This is a genomic window from Aeromonas sp. MR16, from assembly GCF_022549315.1.
In the GTDB taxonomy this organism is placed as follows: domain Bacteria; phylum Pseudomonadota; class Gammaproteobacteria; order Enterobacterales; family Aeromonadaceae; genus Aeromonas; species Aeromonas aquatica.
Genome location: NZ_JAKZFK010000011.1, coordinates 53132 through 69979 on the forward strand (window position 1 = coordinate 53132; position 16848 = coordinate 69979).

Consider the following 16848-nt stretch of genomic DNA (forward strand, 5'->3'; position numbering starts at 1 on the left):
AAGAGCAGGCTGACTTGCCCGTTCAATTGACTGCCTGGATCATCCTACTCGCTTTACGGATCTATGCCATAGATGGGATCGCAAGACTTTGATTTAGAATGGTAAAACATTAACGTAAATATTAATTAACAATGATTATTGTTATCATACCCAAAATAAAGATTCATTTGAGTAGCGATTTATGCTTTTCCTTCTAGGGTAAGACCTTGGCATAGCCAGGCGCTGTCGTTGCCGACACAGGAGCCATCCCGTCCGCATCTCAGGATGCCAAGTCGCAAGGAGAAGAGCATGTTCAAGACGACCTCCCCCTTACTGATGCTGATGTTCCCCGCCCTCGCCTGGGCCGGTGATCTGCATGCCCCGTCCGCCCCTTATCACTTCAGCAGCGCACAGCTAAGGGCTGACCATAGTCCGGCGCTACCGCTGGAGGAGGCTCACTTCGTGTTTGGCGAGGCCGCCATGGCCTTCGATCTGCACGACTTCCTGCTGCAACAGGCGCCACATCTGCTGCCCAAGGAGGAGGTGATCCTGCATTGGAGCGGTATTACCAGCCTCAACCCCCAACTGTTGCTGGCGCTGATGGAGGCCGATAGCCAGCTCATCTCGGCGCCCTCGAAGCAGGCCATGGCGGCCCCCTTCGCCAACCTGGTCAAGGCGAAAGGCTTCGATAACCAGCTGGAGCAGATGGCCCGCCAGCTCTCGGATCGCTTCTATCAGGCCAGGAGTCAGCAGCAAAACACGCAGATAGGCCCCACCCTCCCCCGCGACGATGCCCATAGACTCGCCCTCGCCAGCCTGCTGGGCGAGCAGGATCAGCAGCGGCTGACCGAGCAGTGGAAAATCCTGTTCGGGACCGATGCCCTGACCCGCGCCAAGGCCAGCATCGCAGACTCCCCGGCTCGGCTGGCCTCCGGCCAGTTCCAGCTCCCCTGGCGGCAGGGATACAGCTGGAAGGTCAACGGCGCCCACTCCCACAGCGGCTCCGGCTATCCCTACACCTCCATCGACGTCTCCTACGACTGGCCGGGCTGGGGCGGCGCCACCTACACCGTGACTGCCGCCAACAGCGGCACCGTCACCGTCTTCTCCCGCTGCCAGCTCAGGATCACCGCCACCAATGGCTGGGCCACCAACTACTACCACATGAGCGGCATCTCGGTGCGCAGCGGCGACTATGTGACGGCAGACAGCCCCATCGGCACCTATGCCGGCAACCGCAACGATGCCCTGTGCGAGGGGGGGTCCTCCACCGGCCCGCACCTGCACTTCTCCCTGCTGCGTAACGGCGTCTATCAATCTCTGCAAGGGCAACGCCTGAGCAGCTATGGGATCAACGTGGGCAACAGCAACTACGACGACAACTGCAACCGTTTCTGGCTGCAAGACGGTCGCAACAACCAGCGAGTCTGCGCCTGGCAGCCGGTCTACAACCATGGCCTCGACTAGTCATCAAGTAACAGAAAAGACAGTAACAACAATGAGTTGATGGTTTTATGCAAGCCGTCACAAGTCCGCATAACCCACCTTGAGGATGCTCACAAAACAGCCACTCGGTGATTGCCGCCACCGAGTCGCGATGTGAGGCTTTGGGTGCCCATTTGGGCACCCAAACAAGGACAGACAATAATGAAAAACACAGCGGGGATCTGGGTGATCGCAGGCATGCTGATCGCCCCACTGGCGCAAGCCGACGTCATACTGCACGCCTTCAACTGGAAATACAGCGAGGTCACTGCCAAGGCCGATCTCATCAAGGGGGCGGGCTACAAGCAGGTGCTCATCTCACCGCCCCTCAAGTCCTCCGGCAACGAGTGGTGGGCCCGTTATCAGCCCCAGGATCTGCGGCTCGTCGACAGCCCCCTCGGCAACAAGCAGGATCTCGAGCAGCTGATCGCCGCCATGCAGGCCCGTGGCATCGCCGTCTATGCGGATGTGGTGCTCAACCACATGGCCAACGAGAGCTGGAAGCGCAGCGACCTCAACTACCCCGGCACCGAGCTGCTAGGACAATACGCTGCTAATCCTGATTACTACGGCAGACAACGACTGTTTGGCGACCTGTGGCAGAATTTACTGTCGCCATCCGACTTTCACCCAGAGGGTTGTATCACCGATTGGAGCGATCCCGGCCATGTCCAGTACTGGCGTCTGTGTGGCGGCGCCGGCGACAAGGGGCTGCCGGATCTTGACCCCAACAACTGGGTAGTGAGCCAGCAGCAGGCCTATCTCAAGGCGCTCAAGGGGATGGGGATCAAGGGTTTTCGGGTCGATGCGGTCAAGCACATGAGCGATTACCAGATCAACGCGGTGTTCACCGCCGAGATCAAGCAGGGCATGCACGTGTTTGGCGAGGTGATCACCACAGGGGGCGCCGGCAGCACCGATTACGAGCGCTTCCTCAAGCCCTATCTCGACAACAGCGGCCAGGGCGCCTATGACTTCCCGCTGTTCGCCTCCCTGCGCGGGGCGCTCGGCTATGGCGGCAGCATGAACCAGCTGGCGGATCCCGGCGCCTACGGGCAGGCCCTGCCGGGCAACCGGGCGGTCACCTTCGCCATCACCCACGACATCCCCACCAACGACGGTTTCCGCTACCAGATCCTGAACCAGACCGACGAGAAGCTGGCCTATGCCTATCTGCTCGGCCGGGATGGCGGCTCGCCCCTGGTCTATTCGGATCATGGCGAGACCCAGGACAAGGACGGCCTGCGCTGGCAGGACTACTACCTGCGAAGCGATCTCAAGGGGATGATCCGCTTCCACAACGCCGTGCAGGGTCAGCCCATGCAGCTCGTCGGCAGCGGCGACTGCTTCGTGCTGTTCAAGCGCGGCAAGCAGGGGCTGGTCGGCGTCAACAAGTGTGATTACGAGCAGGAGTACTGGCTCGACACCGCCAAGTTCGAGCTGAACTGGTATCGCAACTACAAGGACGTGCTGGATCAAAGCGCCGTCATCAATGTGCAGAGCCAGTGGGTGCGGGTCGCCATGCCGGCGCGCAGTGCCCGACTCTGGCTGCAGGAATAAGTCGGCAAGCTGCATGTGCGAGGCCGCCCGAGCGCGGCCTCCTCTTTTTGGCTTTTCTTCTGGCGCGTCTCACGGCGAGCTTGTTCTGCCCCGCCCCCAATGCTTTACTCAACGTGGCTAACGAGGCTTAAGGAGCAAGCCGTTGAAAGCATGGATCTTGCTGGGAGCCATTCCCTTGATTTCCCTCTCTGTCTGGGGCCAGATGCCGTCACCGGCCGAGGTGGTGATCCTGACGACAGAGACCCCTCCCACCATCAGGGTGCAGCCCGTGGTCACGGCGAAGCCACAGCCCGCCACCGTATCTGATCCCAGCCCCGCCCCTGAACTGGCCAAGGCATCGGCTCCGGCACCTCGCCAGATCCAGGTCTACAAGTCGGTGCAGAAAAACGGCGTGACTCGCTACTCCGACATGATGCCGGAGCAGGGCCACTATGAGCTGCTGCTGTTCAACGACTGCTACGCCTGCGATCCCGCCTCCAGGGTCAACTGGCGCACCACCGGCCTCTTCCTCTATGACTATGCCAGCACCATCAAGGCGGCGGCCAAGACCTACAGCGTCGATCCCGCCCTCATCCGGGCGCTTATCCACGCCGAATCCGCCTTCAACCCGCTGGCCGTCTCCCGCAAGGGCGCCATGGGGCTGACCCAGCTGATGCCAGCCACCGCCCGCGAGCTCGGGGTGGGCAACGCCCTGCTGGCGGAGCAGAACATCTTCGGCGGGGTGAAGTACCTGGCGGGCTTGCTCAAGCAGTATGACGGCAACATCTCTTTGGCCACCGCCGCCTACAACGCCGGGGCCGGTGCGGTGCAGAAGCACGGTGGCATCCCGCCCTATGCGGAGACTCGCGCCTACGTGGAGCGAGTCAAACTGCTGCACCAGCGCTACCGGGATATGCTGAGCGCCCGGGGCCTGTAAAGCATCAACATTCCCCCGCTATCCCCGATACCGAGACCCGCCCCCCATATGGTTCGGATGTCACTGCCGCACCGGCACCACAAGGCGCTGCCGAGCCGCTCGGAGTTTGTAAAACCCACAACCCCATAAAACAAAAAACACGCCCGAAGGCGTGTTCTAGAGCGGCATGTCGCGCGAGCTTATTTCTGCTCGGTCGCCACCATGCGATAGGCCAGGGCACCCAGGATGCCGCCGACGATGGGGGCAACCCAGAACAGCCACAGCTGGCTGACGGCCCAGTCACCCACAAACAAGGCGACACCTGTGCTGCGCGCCGGGTTGACCGAGGTGTTGGTCACCGGAATGCTGATGAGGTGGATCAGGGTCAGGCACAGACCGATGGCGATCGGTGCGAAACCGGCCGGCGCGCGGCTGTCGGTGGCGCCCATGATCACGAACAGGAAGAAGCCCGTCATCACCACTTCACACACCAGGGCCGCCAGCAGGCTGTAACCACCCGGTGAATGCTCGCCATAGCCGTTGGAGGCAAAGCCGGCAGTCAGATCGAAGCCGGCCTGGCCACTGGCGATCACATAGAGCACGGCACCCGCCGCTATCCCGCCCAGCACCTGAGCCACTATGTAGGGCAGTACACCGGAGGCAGGGAAACGACCACCGGCCCACAGGCCCACGGTCACGGCCGGGTTCAGGTGGCAACCTGAGATGTGGCCGATGGCGAAGGCCATGGTCAGCACGGTCAGACCAAACGCCAGGGAAACCCCGAGCAGACCTATCCCCACATTCGGGAATGCCGCCGCCAGCACCGCACTGCCACAACCCCCCAGCACCAGCCAGAAGGTGCCCATAAACTCAGCTGCATATGGTTTCACGCTAATAATCTCCCATGATGATGAAATATGAGCCGGGGCTCATGCGGACACTGTCATTAAACAGGCGCCACATTATGGGAGTGTGAATCAAGAAGATGAAGTGAGCCTATTTTGTCTATGAAATGTGATTTACATCACAAGCCATTGATTAATTAAGTGAATCATCATTAGTGCGCGTTAGAAATCATGCTGAGCCCGCCCATCGTCTGCGACAGACTGCGGCGGGAGTGTGGTTTTTAGCAGCAGTGACTAAGCAGGTAGGGAGCGGTCACCCTATTTTTTGAAATCAGGACGACACTCATCGATAGCGACCGCGCACCGAGCCGGTCACCCGCCCCGCCATCTTGATCAGGCTCTGGCGGGTATGGAAGTGGCAGAGCGCCACCCCGAGGGCATCCGCCGCATCCGCCTGGGGCGTGGCCGACAGCTTGAGCAGATGGGTCACCATGTGCTGCACCTGCTCCTTGGCCGCCCCGCCCGTGCCCACCACCGCCTGCTTGATCTGGGTCGCCGAGTATTCGCTGACCGGCAGCAGGGCGTTGACCGCCGCGACGATGGCACTGCCCCTGGCCTGACCCAGCTTCAAGGCCGAATCGGCGTTGCGGGCCATGAAGACCCGCTCGATGGCGAACTCGTCGGGCTTGAACTGGGTGATGATCTCGCTCACCCCGTCATACACCTGCTTGAGGCGCGACGGCAGCTCGCCCAAGTCGGTGCGGATGCAGCCTGACCCCAGATACTCCGCCTTGCCTGCGACGATACGGATCACGCCGTAGCCGGTGATCCGCGAACCCGGATCTATCCCCAAAATAATGCTCATGAAACCATCGTTGCTCTAAAGGCAGATCATGGGCGCCAAGATAGCAAACAAGCCCCCGCTTGGCTCGCACAGCCGCAGGCTGGCCCGCTGACTGAGCACCTAAGCACCATCTTATACAGTGGTATGGCGACGCGCTGACCAGTGCGCCCCATCAAGCCGTGGCCCATGCCAGCGTAAATCCCCCCTCCCCACCCGAGCGTTATTCCCCGGCCAGGGTCACCAGCTGCTCGGCCAACCGATGGCTACGCAGATAGCTGTCGATGAGGACGCCATCGGCCTTGCCCGTCTCAATCTGTGCGTACCAGTGCGCCAGCATGGCATTGAAACCGCGCCGCGCCAGCACCGGCTGCCAGTCATCCACCGCGATGCTGCTCAGCTGCTTGCCACGGGCGAGGGTGCCCTGGGTGCAGTTCTCCACCTGCAGCGACAGATCCTCGCCATAGAGGCTGATGCGCTCCTCGGTGATCCCGGCGCTGCGGTTCATGCTGCCGCTCACCGCCGTCTGCCCGCTCTGCCAGGCCACGCTCACCCCGGCCAGCAGCTGGGGTTGCTGGCTGCTGCGCCTGAGCACGGCATGCAAAGGGCCGGTGGGCGCGCCGCCATAGTGGCAGAGGCTGTCGAGCACATGGATAAAGTCATCGAACAGGAACTGGCGGGGCAACCCGGGCAGGGCGTGGCGGTGCTTCTGCCAATGCAGCTCGGTCACCGGTTGCTGACGAGCGGCCGCGAGCGCGGGTAGGTAACGGCGGTTGAAGCCCACGAACAGCGGGCAATCCTTCGCCATAGCGAGGTTGCCCAGCGTCTCCACCTCGGCGGCGCTGTCACAGAGTGGCTTGTCGACAAAGGTGGGGATGCCGGCGCGCAGACACTGCTCGGCCAGCCTGCCATGCACGGCGGTGGCGGCATGGATCATCACCGCATCCGGGCGGCTCGCCAGCAGCGCATCCACCTCGGTAAAGCACTCGGCGATCCGGTACTGGCGGGCCAGCTTGTCCAGCACTTGGGGATTGCGGGTGCAGAGCAGCGGAGTGACCCGCTCATCGCTGGCGAGCAGCGGCAGATAGGCCTTCTGGGCGATATCGCCGAGACCAATCAGGGCAATGCGCATGGGAACTCCTTGTCATGAGTGCGATAGCCGCAGGGTAACATCTCGCCCGCACCGAACGCATGAAATCGGCTCTGTGCAAACGATGGGAGGGGATACCCGCTCAGCGGGGAGTGTTCTTGCTGCCATCGGCTGGCTAAGATGCTCTCTTCACGTGCTGATCCCATCAAGGAAGACCATGAGCAACTCGACCCTTCACTCTCTGTTTCGCTACAAGGCCTGGGCCGACGGCGAGCTGCTGGATGCCATCGCCACCCTGGACCCGCAAATCCACGGGGAGGCACACCACAATGCCCTGCGAGTCTTCAACCACATCCATGTGGTCGACGCCATCTTCCAAGCCAATCTGCAAGGACTACCCCACGGCTTTAGCGCCACCAATACCCCGGAGACACCGACGCTGGCGGCATTGTGCAGCGCCATCACCGAGCTGGATGCCTGGTATCTGGAGTACGTTGCCAATCTGAGCCAACGGGATGCCGAAGCCCTGCTCGCGTTCAACTTTGTGGATGGCGACAAAGGGCAGATGTCCCGCGAAGAGATGCTGCTGCATCTGGTGACCCATGGCGGTTATCACAGGGGCGCGATCGGACGAATGCTGGTGCAATGCGGCATCACGCCCCCGCGCGATACCCTGACCACCTTCCTGCATCAAAGCGAACCCAGGCGGCGCGGCGGCTGATCCATAAAAACAACGAGGGCGGCTAATGTCGCCCTCTATTTTGGGGATGTAGCCTGCTCTCTGGCATCGAGCCACTTGCCGATTCGGGCCCCCAGTTCGGAGCAAAATAGGGCGCTGACAATGGCCCCTATCATTCGGTTGGTCTCGGAGAGCGCTTTTGTCTCAACAAACTGGTAGGCAATCAGATTGAAAATAAGGATCCCGAGCAGCAGTCCCAGGCCGCTACCCACCTTCTCTCTTCTGGATCTCGCTTGCACCGCCATCTATCGCTCCTGTACAAGGGAGCCGGCCATTCAGCCCCTCCCCTTATCCATAGGCCGAACAAGATAGCAAAGCCGTACCAGCTTGCCCGCCTTTATCGCACCTGCTTACGCGCTTTGATGACGCAGTTCAAAAAACAATGATTTTCTGATGGTTACCTCCGCTTTGTGCTCGCTGGCACAGCTTCGTTTGACTTACCATAGCCGTCCAGAACCTGTTGAACAGCGATGGGTTGCTGCCCTCGTTGGTCAATGGAGCATATTGGAAGCTGTAATCGACGGGCGGTAGCGTGTTTTTTGTAGATTGGCGCTGAGCTTGCGAAGCCAAACATACGAGATGTCAAAAAGGTGGGTGTCCCTGATTTGTTAAATATATACAATCAGTACATTCATAATTTGTGCAAAAATGCCTTCCTTGGAGATTTGATGGACGAGATACTTTCGAAACAACACTACCGTCGAACATTTTTTGTCATGGTTTTCTTCGTTCTAGTATTTGCCTTGGTCATTAGATTCTTTGTGATTCCCCAGTTTTATCCGCAGCAGGCACTTACTTTTCCAGCACTACTCGGATCTCTATTAGATAACCTCGTAGTTTCTCTGTTTATCACTGTCTTTCTAGGAGTGTTTATTTTCTGGCTCACACCGGACATAGTTAAGCGCTCCGCAATCGAGGTTCTCGCCCCCAAACAGATAAATCCACTACTCAAACAGGCCACCAGTGCAACAAGGTCATGGATATATATGGGTGCATGTGGACGATATACCCGGGCCACGACTATACCAAAATTGGCCGAGGTCGCACGAACAGAGGGAATAGGGAGAGACATAACTATTTGTATATTGAATCCCAAAAATGAAGCTCTCTGCGCAACTTACGCCACCTATAGAAGAAGCCTAAAATCTGCCAAGTCAAACAAGCCATGGACGGTGCAAGTCGTTCAGGAAGAAGTGCTGGCAACAGCAGTCATTGCTCTTAAATATCAATTTTCAGAACCCCTGTTACGTATTCGAGTATTTTTCGTGGATCACTTTTCTGCTTTTCGCTTGGACATATCAGACCTGTACGTAGTCGTGACCAAGGAAGACAAGGAGGCATCGGCATTACGAGCTGATGCAGGTACCTACTTCTACGACTCCTATAAAGATGACGTTCGTCTAACAGAACGACAATCCAAAGAAATGTCATGCTGTGGGAAGCTAGAGTTCATAGGGGAAATCGACGAAACAAAATTACGGGAAGTGCTCAGATGCGCCGATATATTTGATGAAGCCAAACTAGATAATTTGAATATAGAGCAGCTGCTTAAATCGATTAACAAACCACAAGACCCATATTAGAAACATGATACAATCACTTGAAAAAATTGAATATTTACTTGAGCAAAAAAATATCACGTTGCCTGACCTCCTTAAGCTTCGTAGTAAGCTCAATTTACCTTTCAGGCTACATCCACTTGGATTCTTCGCATGTACGCTGCTTACAGAAGGTACTCGAAAACTCCGCTTGCACTACTGGCCGGTAGCCGGTGCAACCCAGCAATCCCCTGAGTGCCAGATTCATGATCACCTCTTCGAATTCAGAAGTTGGGTTCTCACTGGTGCAATTGAAAATATTGAGTATATTATTTCGTCGGAAGGTCGTGAGCTAGCAGTGTATCAGACAGAATATTCTGGCAATCAATCTACACTCAGCAAGATGGACTTTACGTTAAAGCTTACTGAGCAGAAACGTAAATTATATCAAGCCGGTTCGTCATACAGTATGTCCGCAGGAGTCCTACACGAGACAGTAAGGCTTGGATCTGAACCCGTATTTACGGTACTGGTGACGAATGACGTCTCTACTTCGGCGCCTGTAGTGCTAGGCCCAATAAATGGTCAACAGCAATATATATATGAGCGAGATATTGTTCAAGAGTCTGTCGTTGTAGCAATGCTCGCTGAGGCAGGATACTGATTTCAGCAGGTTGGACTGAGATTATTTAGCCCATCATTTCCCTATACAATTATATAGAGTAATAATTTTAGATCAACGATTGTGTGGATAAAACATCCTAAATGAAATAAATTTATTTCGGCTTTAAAAAATCAGGGGTATTGTTCAATAGACTTCTAACTGAACGAAATTATGGGGTTACCCATTAACCCATAAAAATAGATAATCTACGATTTATAAATAATAAGGGCGACCATCTGGTCGCCCTTATTATTTTTGGCACCTCCCAATAACGGAAATATCACCGCGCCGGTCGCTTGGCACCATTCCCTTTGGCGGCAGGCTTGCCACCCTGAGCTACCGATTTGGCGCCAGGATTGGCAGTGCCAGCACGGCTGGGTGCCTTGCCATTTTGGGCGGGTTTGCCCTGCCCGACCGCTTTGCCCTGACCAGCGCCTTGGGCTGTGGGTTTGCCGTTAGAGCCTGTTCCTTTACCAAACTGGCTACCGACCGGTTTGCCGTTGCCCGCCTTGCCGTTCTTGTTGGTAGCAGGTCCTTCACTACGAGCCCCCTTATTGCCTTGCGGTGCGGTCGCCGAGGCGCCCTGTGCGGCAGCGCCCTGTGCGGCAGCGCCCTTACTGGCAGAGGCGCCCTTGCCAGCCCCATTGCCCCGCTGGTGCACGATATTACTGTGACGGGTCAGGGCCGGTTTCAGCCCCTTGTTGATGCTGCGCTCGGCCTTGGCTTCGCCACGTCCTTCCGGCGGCACCAGGCAGTCGGGGCCGTTACCGATGAGGTGACCCTTGCCCATCTCGAGCAGGGCCTCGCGGATCATGGGCCAGCCGGCCGGATCGTGGTAGCGCAGCAGCGCCTTGTGCAGGCGGCGACGGCGCTCGCCCTTGACCACGAACACGTCCCCGCCCTGGCGGCTCACCTTGTTGAGCGGGTTTTTCTCGGTGTAATACATGGTGGTGGCGTTGGCGAGCGGCGACGGGTAGAAGTTCTGCACCTGATCCAGCTTGAAGCGGTTGGTCTTGACCCAGAGCGCCATGTTCACCATGTCCTCATCCGTGGTGCCCGGGTGGGCCGAGATGAAGTAGGGGATCAGGTACTGCTGCTTGCCCGCCTCTTTCGAGTACTTGTCGAACAGCTCCTTGAACTGGTAGTAGCTGCCCATGCCCGGCTTCATCATCTTGGAGAGCGGACCCTCCTCGGTGTGCTCGGGGGCAATCTTGAGGTAGCCGCCGACGTGGTACTTGGCCAGCTCCTTGATATAGCGCGGATCTTCCACCGCGATGTCGTAGCGCACCCCGGAGGCGATCAGTATCTTCTTGATGCCCTTCACATCCCGCGCCTTGCGATAGAGATCTATGGTCGGGGTATGGTCGGTATCCATATGCGGGCATATGGTCGGCCAGACGCAGGAGGCGCGGCGGCAGGTCTGCTCGGCCCTCGGGCTCTTGCAGCGCAGCTTGTACATGTTGGCGGTGGGGCCGCCGAGATCCGAGATGACGCCGGTGAAGCCCGGCACCTTGTCGCGGATCTCTTCGATCTCTTTGATGATCGACTCTTCCGAGCGGCTCTGGATGATGCGCCCCTCGTGCTCGGTGATGGAGCAGAAGGAGCAGCCGCCGAAGCAGCCACGCATGATGTTGACCGAGGTCTTGATCATCTCGTAGGCCGGGATCTTCTCCTTGCCATAGGCCGGGTGCGGCACCCGCTGATAAGGCAGGCCGAACACCCCGTCCATCTCGTCGGTTTCCAGCGGGAAGGCGGGCGGGTTGACCCAGATGATGCGATCGCCGTGGGCCTGGGAGAGCGCACGGGCACAGCCCGGGTTGGTCTCGTGGTGCAGGATGCGGGACGCGTGGGCGTAGAGCACCTTGTCCTCTTTGACCCGCTCAAACGCCGGCAACTTGACGTAGGTCTTCTCCCACGGCTTCTGCTTGGGCGGCTGCACCAGCACCGGCTTGGCCTCCTGCGCCGCCGGCGCCACCTCGGTGGCGTCGTCGGAGCAGGGCGCCCCTTCCATATAGGGGTTCATGATGGGGTCGATGCGGCCGATCTGATCCAGCTTGCTCGAATCCACCCCGCGCCACTCGGGCAGCGGCTCCTTGCGGATCACCGCGGTGCCGCGGATATCCTGCATGGTCTCCATGGTCTCGCCGTTGGCGATGCGGTGCGCCACCTCGATCAGCGGGCGCTCGGCGTTGCCGTAGATGAGGATGTCGGCCTTGGCATCCAGCAGGATGGAGCGACGTATGGTCTCGGACCAGTAGTCGTAGTGAGCGATGCGGCGCAGGGACGCCTCTATGCCACCTATGACCACGGGGACCTCCTTGAAGGCCTCCTTGCAGCGCTGGGTGTAGACCAGGGTGGCGCGATCCGGCCGCTTGCCGCCCACATCCCCCGGGGTGTAGGCGTCGTCGTGGCGCAGCTTCTTGTCGGAGGTGTAGCGGTTGATCATGGAGTCCATGTTGCCCGCGGTCACCCCGTAGAAGAGGTTCGGCTTGCCCAGGCGCATAAAGTCATCCTTGGATGACCAGTCCGGCTGGGCAATGATGCCGACCCGAAAGCCCTGGGACTCCAGCATGCGGCCGATAACCGCCATGCCGAAGCTCGGGTGATCCACGTAGGCGTCACCGGTCACCAGGACTATGTCACAGCTGTCCCAGCCGAGCTTGTCCATCTCCGCTCTGGACATGGGCAGGAAGGGCGCAGTGCCGTAGCACTCGGCCCAGTAGCGGGGATAGGAAAAAAGGTGGGTAACCGGCTGCATTTTGAACACCTGGAACAATTCGGGTCGCGTATTATACCGGCAGAGCCGTGCGGGAGCGATGGCTTTTTGCCCCCATAAACCCAGAGGGATAAGGCGTGGGCGCCCGTGAAGCGAGGTGCACCGCCGCCGTGGCGGCAGACTGCGCCGACAACCGGCCAACGAAGAGGGCGCCCGCAGGCGCCCTTCTCAATCCAGCGGCTTCAGCCTGGCCGCTCAGGCCGCCGGCTTGCCCCGCTGCTCGGGCTCGCTGTCCGCCGTCAGCGCCTCGTCCACCAGCAGATCCCGCGCGCCCGTCATGCCGGCCCGCCGGGCCAGCAGGTGATAGATGGCCGGCACCATCACCAGGGTCACCAGGGTCGCCAGGGAGAGGCCGAAGAACACCACAGTCCCCACCGCCATCCGGCTCTCGTAGCCGGCCCCCATGGAGATCATCAGCGGCACGGCGCCTATGATGGCGGTCAGCGAGGTCATCAGTATGGGCCGCAGGCGGCGCACCGAGGCCGCGATGATCGCCTCCTCGAATCCCTCGCCGCGCTGGCGCAGCTGGTTGATGAACTCGACGATGAGGATGCCGTTTTTGGTCACCATGCCGATCAGCATGATCATGCCGATCTGGCTGTAGATGCTCAGCTCCTGCCCCGTCAACCAGAGCCCGAGCAGGCCACCGAAGATGCCGAGCGGCACAGTCACCATCACCACGGTCGGGGTCAGCAGGCTCTCGAACTGCGCCACCAGCACCAGATAGACCACCAGCAGGGCGAGGCCGAACACCAGCGCCATCTCCCCCTGGTTGTCACGGTAGTCCTTGGAGTCGCCGGCATAGTCCACCGTCATGCCGGCGGGCAGATGGGTGCTGGCCCAGCCGTCGAGGAAGTCGAGCGCCTCCCCCAGGGTGTGGCCGGGGGCCACGTCCGCGGTGAGGGCGATCGCCTTCTGGCGCTGGTAGTGATTGAGGCGCTGCGGGCTCGCCACCTGCTTGACGGTGGCCAGGGTCGACAGGCTCACCATCTCGCCGCTGGCCGCCTTCAGATAGATGCGGCTGACATCGGAGATCCCGTTGAAGTCGCGCTGGTTGGCGCGCAGATAGACGTCATACTCCTCGCCCCTGTCTACATAGGTGGTCTGGCTGACGCCGCCGAGCAGGGCCTGCAACGAGCTGGCCACGGTGGAGACGGGGATGCCGAGTTGGCTGGCCCTGTCCCGCTCTATGGTCACCTGCAGCTCGGGGGTCTTCTCGGCGTAGTCCAGATCCGGCGCCAGCATCAGGCCGCTCTGGGCCGCGGCCTGTTGCAGGGCCAGCCCTTGCTGATAGATCTCTGCGTAATCCGAGCCCTGCAGCACGAACTGCACGGCGGCGGTGGAGCCGCCCCTGAACCCCGGCTGGAAGGTACGGATCATCACGTCCGGAATGCCGGCGAGACGACCACTCAGGCTGCGGCCAAATTCGGTGGCGGTCTCGTCCCGGGCGGCCCAGTCGGTGAGCTGGATGATAGCCATCCCGGTCTGATCGCCGCCGCGCCCGAAGGCCGGGGTGCTGAAGCTCATGGCCTGCACCACCCCCTTGCCGAGCAGCGGCATGATGGCGGCCTCCACCTGCTGCATGTTGCGCTTCATCCGCTCTATGCTGGTGCCCTCGGCCCCCTTGACGAACACATAGAGCACGCCCCTGTCCTCGGTCGGGGTCAGGCTGGCGGGCAGCTGGCTAAACAGGGCGCCGATGCCGCCGAGGCAGAGCAGCAGCACCAGCGGCGTCCAGACGCTGCGGCGCAGCACCCAGCCCAGCAGGTGCCGGTAGTGCTTTTCAACCCAGCCGAGGCCCTTGTCCAGATTGGCGGTCAGGGCGTTGGGCTTGTCGACGGCGCGCATCAGCCAGGAGCCCATGGCCGGGGTCAGGGTCAGCGCCACCAGGGAGGAGAAGAGCACGGCGAGCGACAGCAGGATGGCAAACTCGGTGAAGAGCCGCCCCACCATGCCCTCCATGAAGGCGATGGGGACGAACACCATCACCAGCACGGCGGTAGTCGCTATCACCGCGAAGCCCACCTCGCGGGTGCCGTGCCAGGCCGCCAGCAACGGAGGTTCGCCGCGCTGCAGGTGGTGGTGGATGTTCTCCACCACGACGATGGCGTCATCCACCACCAGGCCGATGGCGAGAATAAGGGCGAGCAATGTGATGAGGTTGATGGAAAAACCGAGATACCAGGCGCCGATGAAGGCCGACACCAGGGACACCGGCACGGTAATGGCCGGGATCAGCGTGGTGCGCCCCTGTCCCAGGAACAGGTAAAGCACCGCCACCACCAGCAGGGCGCAGATGGCGAGGGTCTCGTAGACCTCGTGGATCGCCTGCTTGATAAAGATGGTGGAGTCATAATCCACTTCCAGACTCGCCCCTTCTGGCAGAAAACGCTGCATTTCGGCCATCTTCTGCTCGATCCCTTGCGCCACCGCCAGGGGGTTGGCGGTGGACTGGGCGACTATGCCGATCCCTAAGCTCTCGCGGCCGTTGCGCTGGTAGGCGCTGTCTTCGTTCTTGGCCCCCACCTCCACGTCGGCAATGTCCGCCAGATAGATGCTCTGACCGTTGGCGGCCGTCGTCACCGGCAGGGAGCGGAAGTCCTCGGCGCTGCGATAGAGACGGGCAATCTGCACCGCCATGGTCATGCTGTTGTTGCGGATCTCCCCCCCCGGCAGCTCTATGTTCTCCCGCTTGAGGGCCTCCTGCACGTCCGACACAGTAATGCCGCGGGCCGCCATGTCGGCGGGGCGCAGCCGCACATACATCACCCGGGTCAGATCGCCGGACAGGGAGACCTCGCTCACCCCGTCCACCAGGCTCAGGGGATCGACCAGGATCCGGTTGGCGTAATCGGTCAGGGCGGTACGGTCCATCTGGGTGCTGCTGAAGTTCAACCAGATCGCCACATCGCCGCTGCCGTTGTCCTTGGTGACCATGGGCTCGTCCACCTCGTCCGGCAGCTTGGGCCGGGCGCGGGATATGGCGTCACGCACGTCCGAGGTGCCCTCCACCATGTTCCAGCCGAGCTTGAACTCCACCGTGATGGAGGAGCGCCCCTTGCGGGTCACCGAGTTGATGTTCTTGATGCCGCTGATGCCGGAGAGCTGATCCTCGATGGGCTTGGTGACCTGGCTCTCCATGACCTCGGGGGCGGCCCCCTCATAGGTAGTGGTGATGGAAACGGACGGGGTCTGCACGTCCGGCATCTCCCGCACCGTCAATTTGCTGAAGGCCACCAGACCAAAGACCGTCAGCAGGGCGCTGATCACCACCGCCACCAGCGGGCGGCGTACTGAGATATCGGAGAGCCACATCAGCCTTTCACCTCAGCCAGATCGTGCACCAGGGCACCGTCACGCAGGTTGACAAGCCCCTCGACCGCGATGCGATCGCCGACGCTCAACCCCTTGATGACCCACACCTCCTCGCCATGGGTATCGCCGAGCTCCACCGGGATGCGTTTCACCCGACCGTCCGGCTCCAGGCGATAGACGAAGCGCTGCTCGCCGGCATACTCCACCGATTGGGCGGGGATCAGGGTCATCTTCTGAGCCGGCAGTTCGAGCTCCACGTTCATCAGCATGCCGGGCCGCAGCTGGCCGCTGGGATTGGGGATGATGACCCGGGCCTTGATGTTCTGGGTTTCGTTGGAGATCCGGCTGTCCAGCGTCTCCAGCACCCCGGAGAAGGATTGATCCGGCCAGGCCGAGCTGGTCGCCGTCACCGCCATGCCGGGTTTGAGCAGGGAGAGGTAGCGCTCGGGCACCGCCAGATCGAGCCGCAGCTTGGCCAGCTCGTCCAGATGCAGCAGCACGTCGCCGCTGTTGACCAGGGCGCCTTCGCTGAGATCGATGAGGCTCACGGTGCCGTCGAAAGGCGCCTGCAGGGTACGCAGGGAGAGCTCGTAGCGGGCCGCATCGACCCGGGCCTGAGCCTGGGCCACAGTCGCCTCCTGCCCTTCCAGCTCGGAGTTGGTGATGGCGCCGCGCGCCACCAGCTTGCGCATGTCCCGCAGCTTGCGGTTCTCGTCACGCACGCTGGCGCTCCGTTCGGCGAGCTCCGCCCGCTGCTTGCCCGCGTCCAGGGCGATCAGGGTCTCCCCCTGCTTGACCCGCTGGCCGGAGCGCACCGCGATATTGACGATACGGCCCGTCACCTCGGGGCTCACCACCACGGAGCGGTTCGCCGCCAGCTTGCTGACCAGCCTGATCGAGGGCTCGGCCAGGCTCTGCCTGACTGTCTGCGCCCGGATATTCACTTGTTTTGGCTGGGGTTTGTCGGCCGGCTCGGCCTGTCGGAGAGTCCAGGCTCCCGCTGCCAGCAGCAGGAGAACGGGAAAGAGCCACAGCCATATGCGCATTTTCATCAAACAATCCATGCAATAGAGAGAAGAGAGGGAGACTTCATCAATGATGACACCATGTTACCTCCTGAC

Annotated in this window: 13 protein-coding genes; 6 read left to right on the forward strand and 7 right to left on the reverse strand. The window is 60.5% G+C overall.

The window, feature by feature from the left end; all coding sequences use genetic code 11:
- Positions 1-288: 288 nt before the first annotated feature.
- From MM194_RS10415 to MM194_RS10425, 3 genes are all read left to right on the forward strand, one after another.
- Positions 289-1446, forward strand: coding sequence for a M23 family metallopeptidase (locus MM194_RS10415; RefSeq protein ID WP_241343525.1), 1158 nt, complete (start codon positions 289-291; stop codon positions 1444-1446).
- Between the two features lie 180 nt (positions 1447-1626).
- Complete coding sequence (locus MM194_RS10420; protein ID WP_241343526.1) at positions 1627-3024, forward strand: alpha-amylase family protein; 1398 nt, start codon at positions 1627-1629, stop codon at positions 3022-3024.
- Between the two features lie 154 nt (positions 3025-3178).
- Positions 3179-3940 (forward strand): transglycosylase SLT domain-containing protein, encoded by a 762-nt coding sequence (locus MM194_RS10425; protein WP_241343573.1) that lies wholly within the window; start codon positions 3179-3181, stop codon positions 3938-3940.
- A 179-nt stretch (positions 3941-4119) separates the two neighbouring features.
- On the opposite strand, the gene aqpZ is transcribed toward MM194_RS10425, so the two are convergent.
- The 3 genes from aqpZ to MM194_RS10440 form a co-directional block, all read right to left on the reverse strand.
- Positions 4120-4809: an aquaporin Z gene (gene aqpZ / locus MM194_RS10430; protein WP_241343527.1), complete on the reverse strand. Its 690-nt coding sequence runs from the start codon at positions 4807-4809 to the stop codon at positions 4120-4122.
- 298 nt (positions 4810-5107) lie between these two features.
- Complete coding sequence (gene ruvC / locus MM194_RS10435; RefSeq protein WP_241343528.1) at positions 5108-5629, reverse strand: crossover junction endodeoxyribonuclease RuvC; 522 nt, start codon at positions 5627-5629, stop codon at positions 5108-5110.
- A 199-nt stretch (positions 5630-5828) separates the two neighbouring features.
- On the reverse strand, positions 5829-6737 hold the full coding sequence (locus MM194_RS10440) for a Gfo/Idh/MocA family oxidoreductase (protein WP_241343529.1): 909 nt from the start codon (positions 6735-6737) through the stop codon (positions 5829-5831).
- A gap of 175 nt (positions 6738-6912) precedes the next feature.
- Between MM194_RS10440 and MM194_RS10445 the strand changes: the two genes are divergently transcribed.
- Positions 6913-7416, forward strand: a complete 504-nt coding sequence (locus MM194_RS10445; protein WP_241343530.1) for a DinB family protein — start codon at positions 6913-6915, stop codon at positions 7414-7416.
- Between the two features lie 35 nt (positions 7417-7451).
- Here the strand turns inward: MM194_RS10445 and MM194_RS10450 are convergent, their stop codons facing one another.
- Positions 7452-7679, reverse strand: a complete 228-nt coding sequence (locus tag MM194_RS10450; protein WP_241343531.1) for a hypothetical protein — start codon at positions 7677-7679, stop codon at positions 7452-7454.
- A 423-nt stretch (positions 7680-8102) separates the two neighbouring features.
- On the opposite strand from MM194_RS10450, the gene MM194_RS10455 reads away from it, so the two are divergent.
- Together MM194_RS10455 and MM194_RS10460 are read left to right on the forward strand one after the other, a co-directional pair.
- Positions 8103-9017 carry a hypothetical protein gene (locus MM194_RS10455; RefSeq protein WP_241343532.1) on the forward strand — a complete coding sequence of 305 codons (915 nt, stop codon included), beginning with the start codon at positions 8103-8105 and terminating at the stop codon, positions 9015-9017.
- 4 nt (positions 9018-9021) lie between these two features.
- Positions 9022-9636 carry a hypothetical protein gene (locus tag MM194_RS10460; RefSeq protein WP_241343533.1) on the forward strand — a complete coding sequence of 205 codons (615 nt, stop codon included), beginning with the start codon at positions 9022-9024 and terminating at the stop codon, positions 9634-9636.
- 280 nt (positions 9637-9916) lie between these two features.
- On the opposite strand, the gene MM194_RS10465 is transcribed toward MM194_RS10460, so the two are convergent.
- The 3 genes from MM194_RS10465 to MM194_RS10475 all read right to left on the reverse strand — a co-directional run bounded on the left by MM194_RS10465 (position 9917) and on the right by MM194_RS10475 (position 16779).
- Positions 9917-12394, reverse strand: coding sequence for a YgiQ family radical SAM protein (locus tag MM194_RS10465; RefSeq protein WP_241343534.1), 2478 nt, complete (start codon positions 12392-12394; stop codon positions 9917-9919).
- A 213-nt stretch (positions 12395-12607) separates the two neighbouring features.
- Positions 12608-15727 carry an efflux RND transporter permease subunit gene (locus tag MM194_RS10470; RefSeq protein WP_241343535.1) on the reverse strand — a complete coding sequence of 1040 codons (3120 nt, stop codon included), beginning with the start codon at positions 15725-15727 and terminating at the stop codon, positions 12608-12610.
- Positions 15727-16779: an efflux RND transporter periplasmic adaptor subunit gene (locus tag MM194_RS10475; protein ID WP_241343536.1), complete on the reverse strand. Its 1053-nt coding sequence runs from the start codon at positions 16777-16779 to the stop codon at positions 15727-15729. The genes MM194_RS10470 and MM194_RS10475 overlap by 1 nt, the downstream gene beginning before the upstream one ends.
- Positions 16780-16848 lie beyond the last annotated feature (69 nt).

Excerpts from the sequence above, each read along its gene's own strand:
- MM194_RS10415 (WP_241343525.1), top strand. The coding sequence starts at position 289 with ATGTTCAAGACGACCTCCCCCTTACTGATGCTGATGTTCCCCGCCCTC.
- MM194_RS10420 (WP_241343526.1), top strand. The coding sequence starts at position 1,627 with ATGAAAAACACAGCGGGGATCTGGGTGATCGCAGGCATGCTGATCGCC.
- ruvC (WP_241343528.1), bottom strand. The coding sequence starts at position 5,629 with ATGAGCATTATTTTGGGGATAGATCCGGGTTCGCGGATCACCGGCTAC.
- MM194_RS10440 (WP_241343529.1), bottom strand. The coding sequence starts at position 6,737 with ATGCGCATTGCCCTGATTGGTCTCGGCGATATCGCCCAGAAGGCCTAT.
- MM194_RS10445 (WP_241343530.1), top strand. The coding sequence starts at position 6,913 with ATGAGCAACTCGACCCTTCACTCTCTGTTTCGCTACAAGGCCTGGGCC.
- MM194_RS10450 (WP_241343531.1), bottom strand. The coding sequence starts at position 7,679 with ATGGCGGTGCAAGCGAGATCCAGAAGAGAGAAGGTGGGTAGCGGCCTG.
- MM194_RS10455 (WP_241343532.1), top strand. The coding sequence starts at position 8,103 with ATGGACGAGATACTTTCGAAACAACACTACCGTCGAACATTTTTTGTC.
- MM194_RS10460 (WP_241343533.1), top strand. The coding sequence starts at position 9,022 with ATGATACAATCACTTGAAAAAATTGAATATTTACTTGAGCAAAAAAAT.
- MM194_RS10465 (WP_241343534.1), bottom strand. The coding sequence starts at position 12,394 with ATGCAGCCGGTTACCCACCTTTTTTCCTATCCCCGCTACTGGGCCGAG.
- MM194_RS10470 (WP_241343535.1), bottom strand. The coding sequence starts at position 15,727 with ATGTGGCTCTCCGATATCTCAGTACGCCGCCCGCTGGTGGCGGTGGTG.
- MM194_RS10475 (WP_241343536.1), bottom strand. The coding sequence starts at position 16,779 with ATGAAAATGCGCATATGGCTGTGGCTCTTTCCCGTTCTCCTGCTGCTG.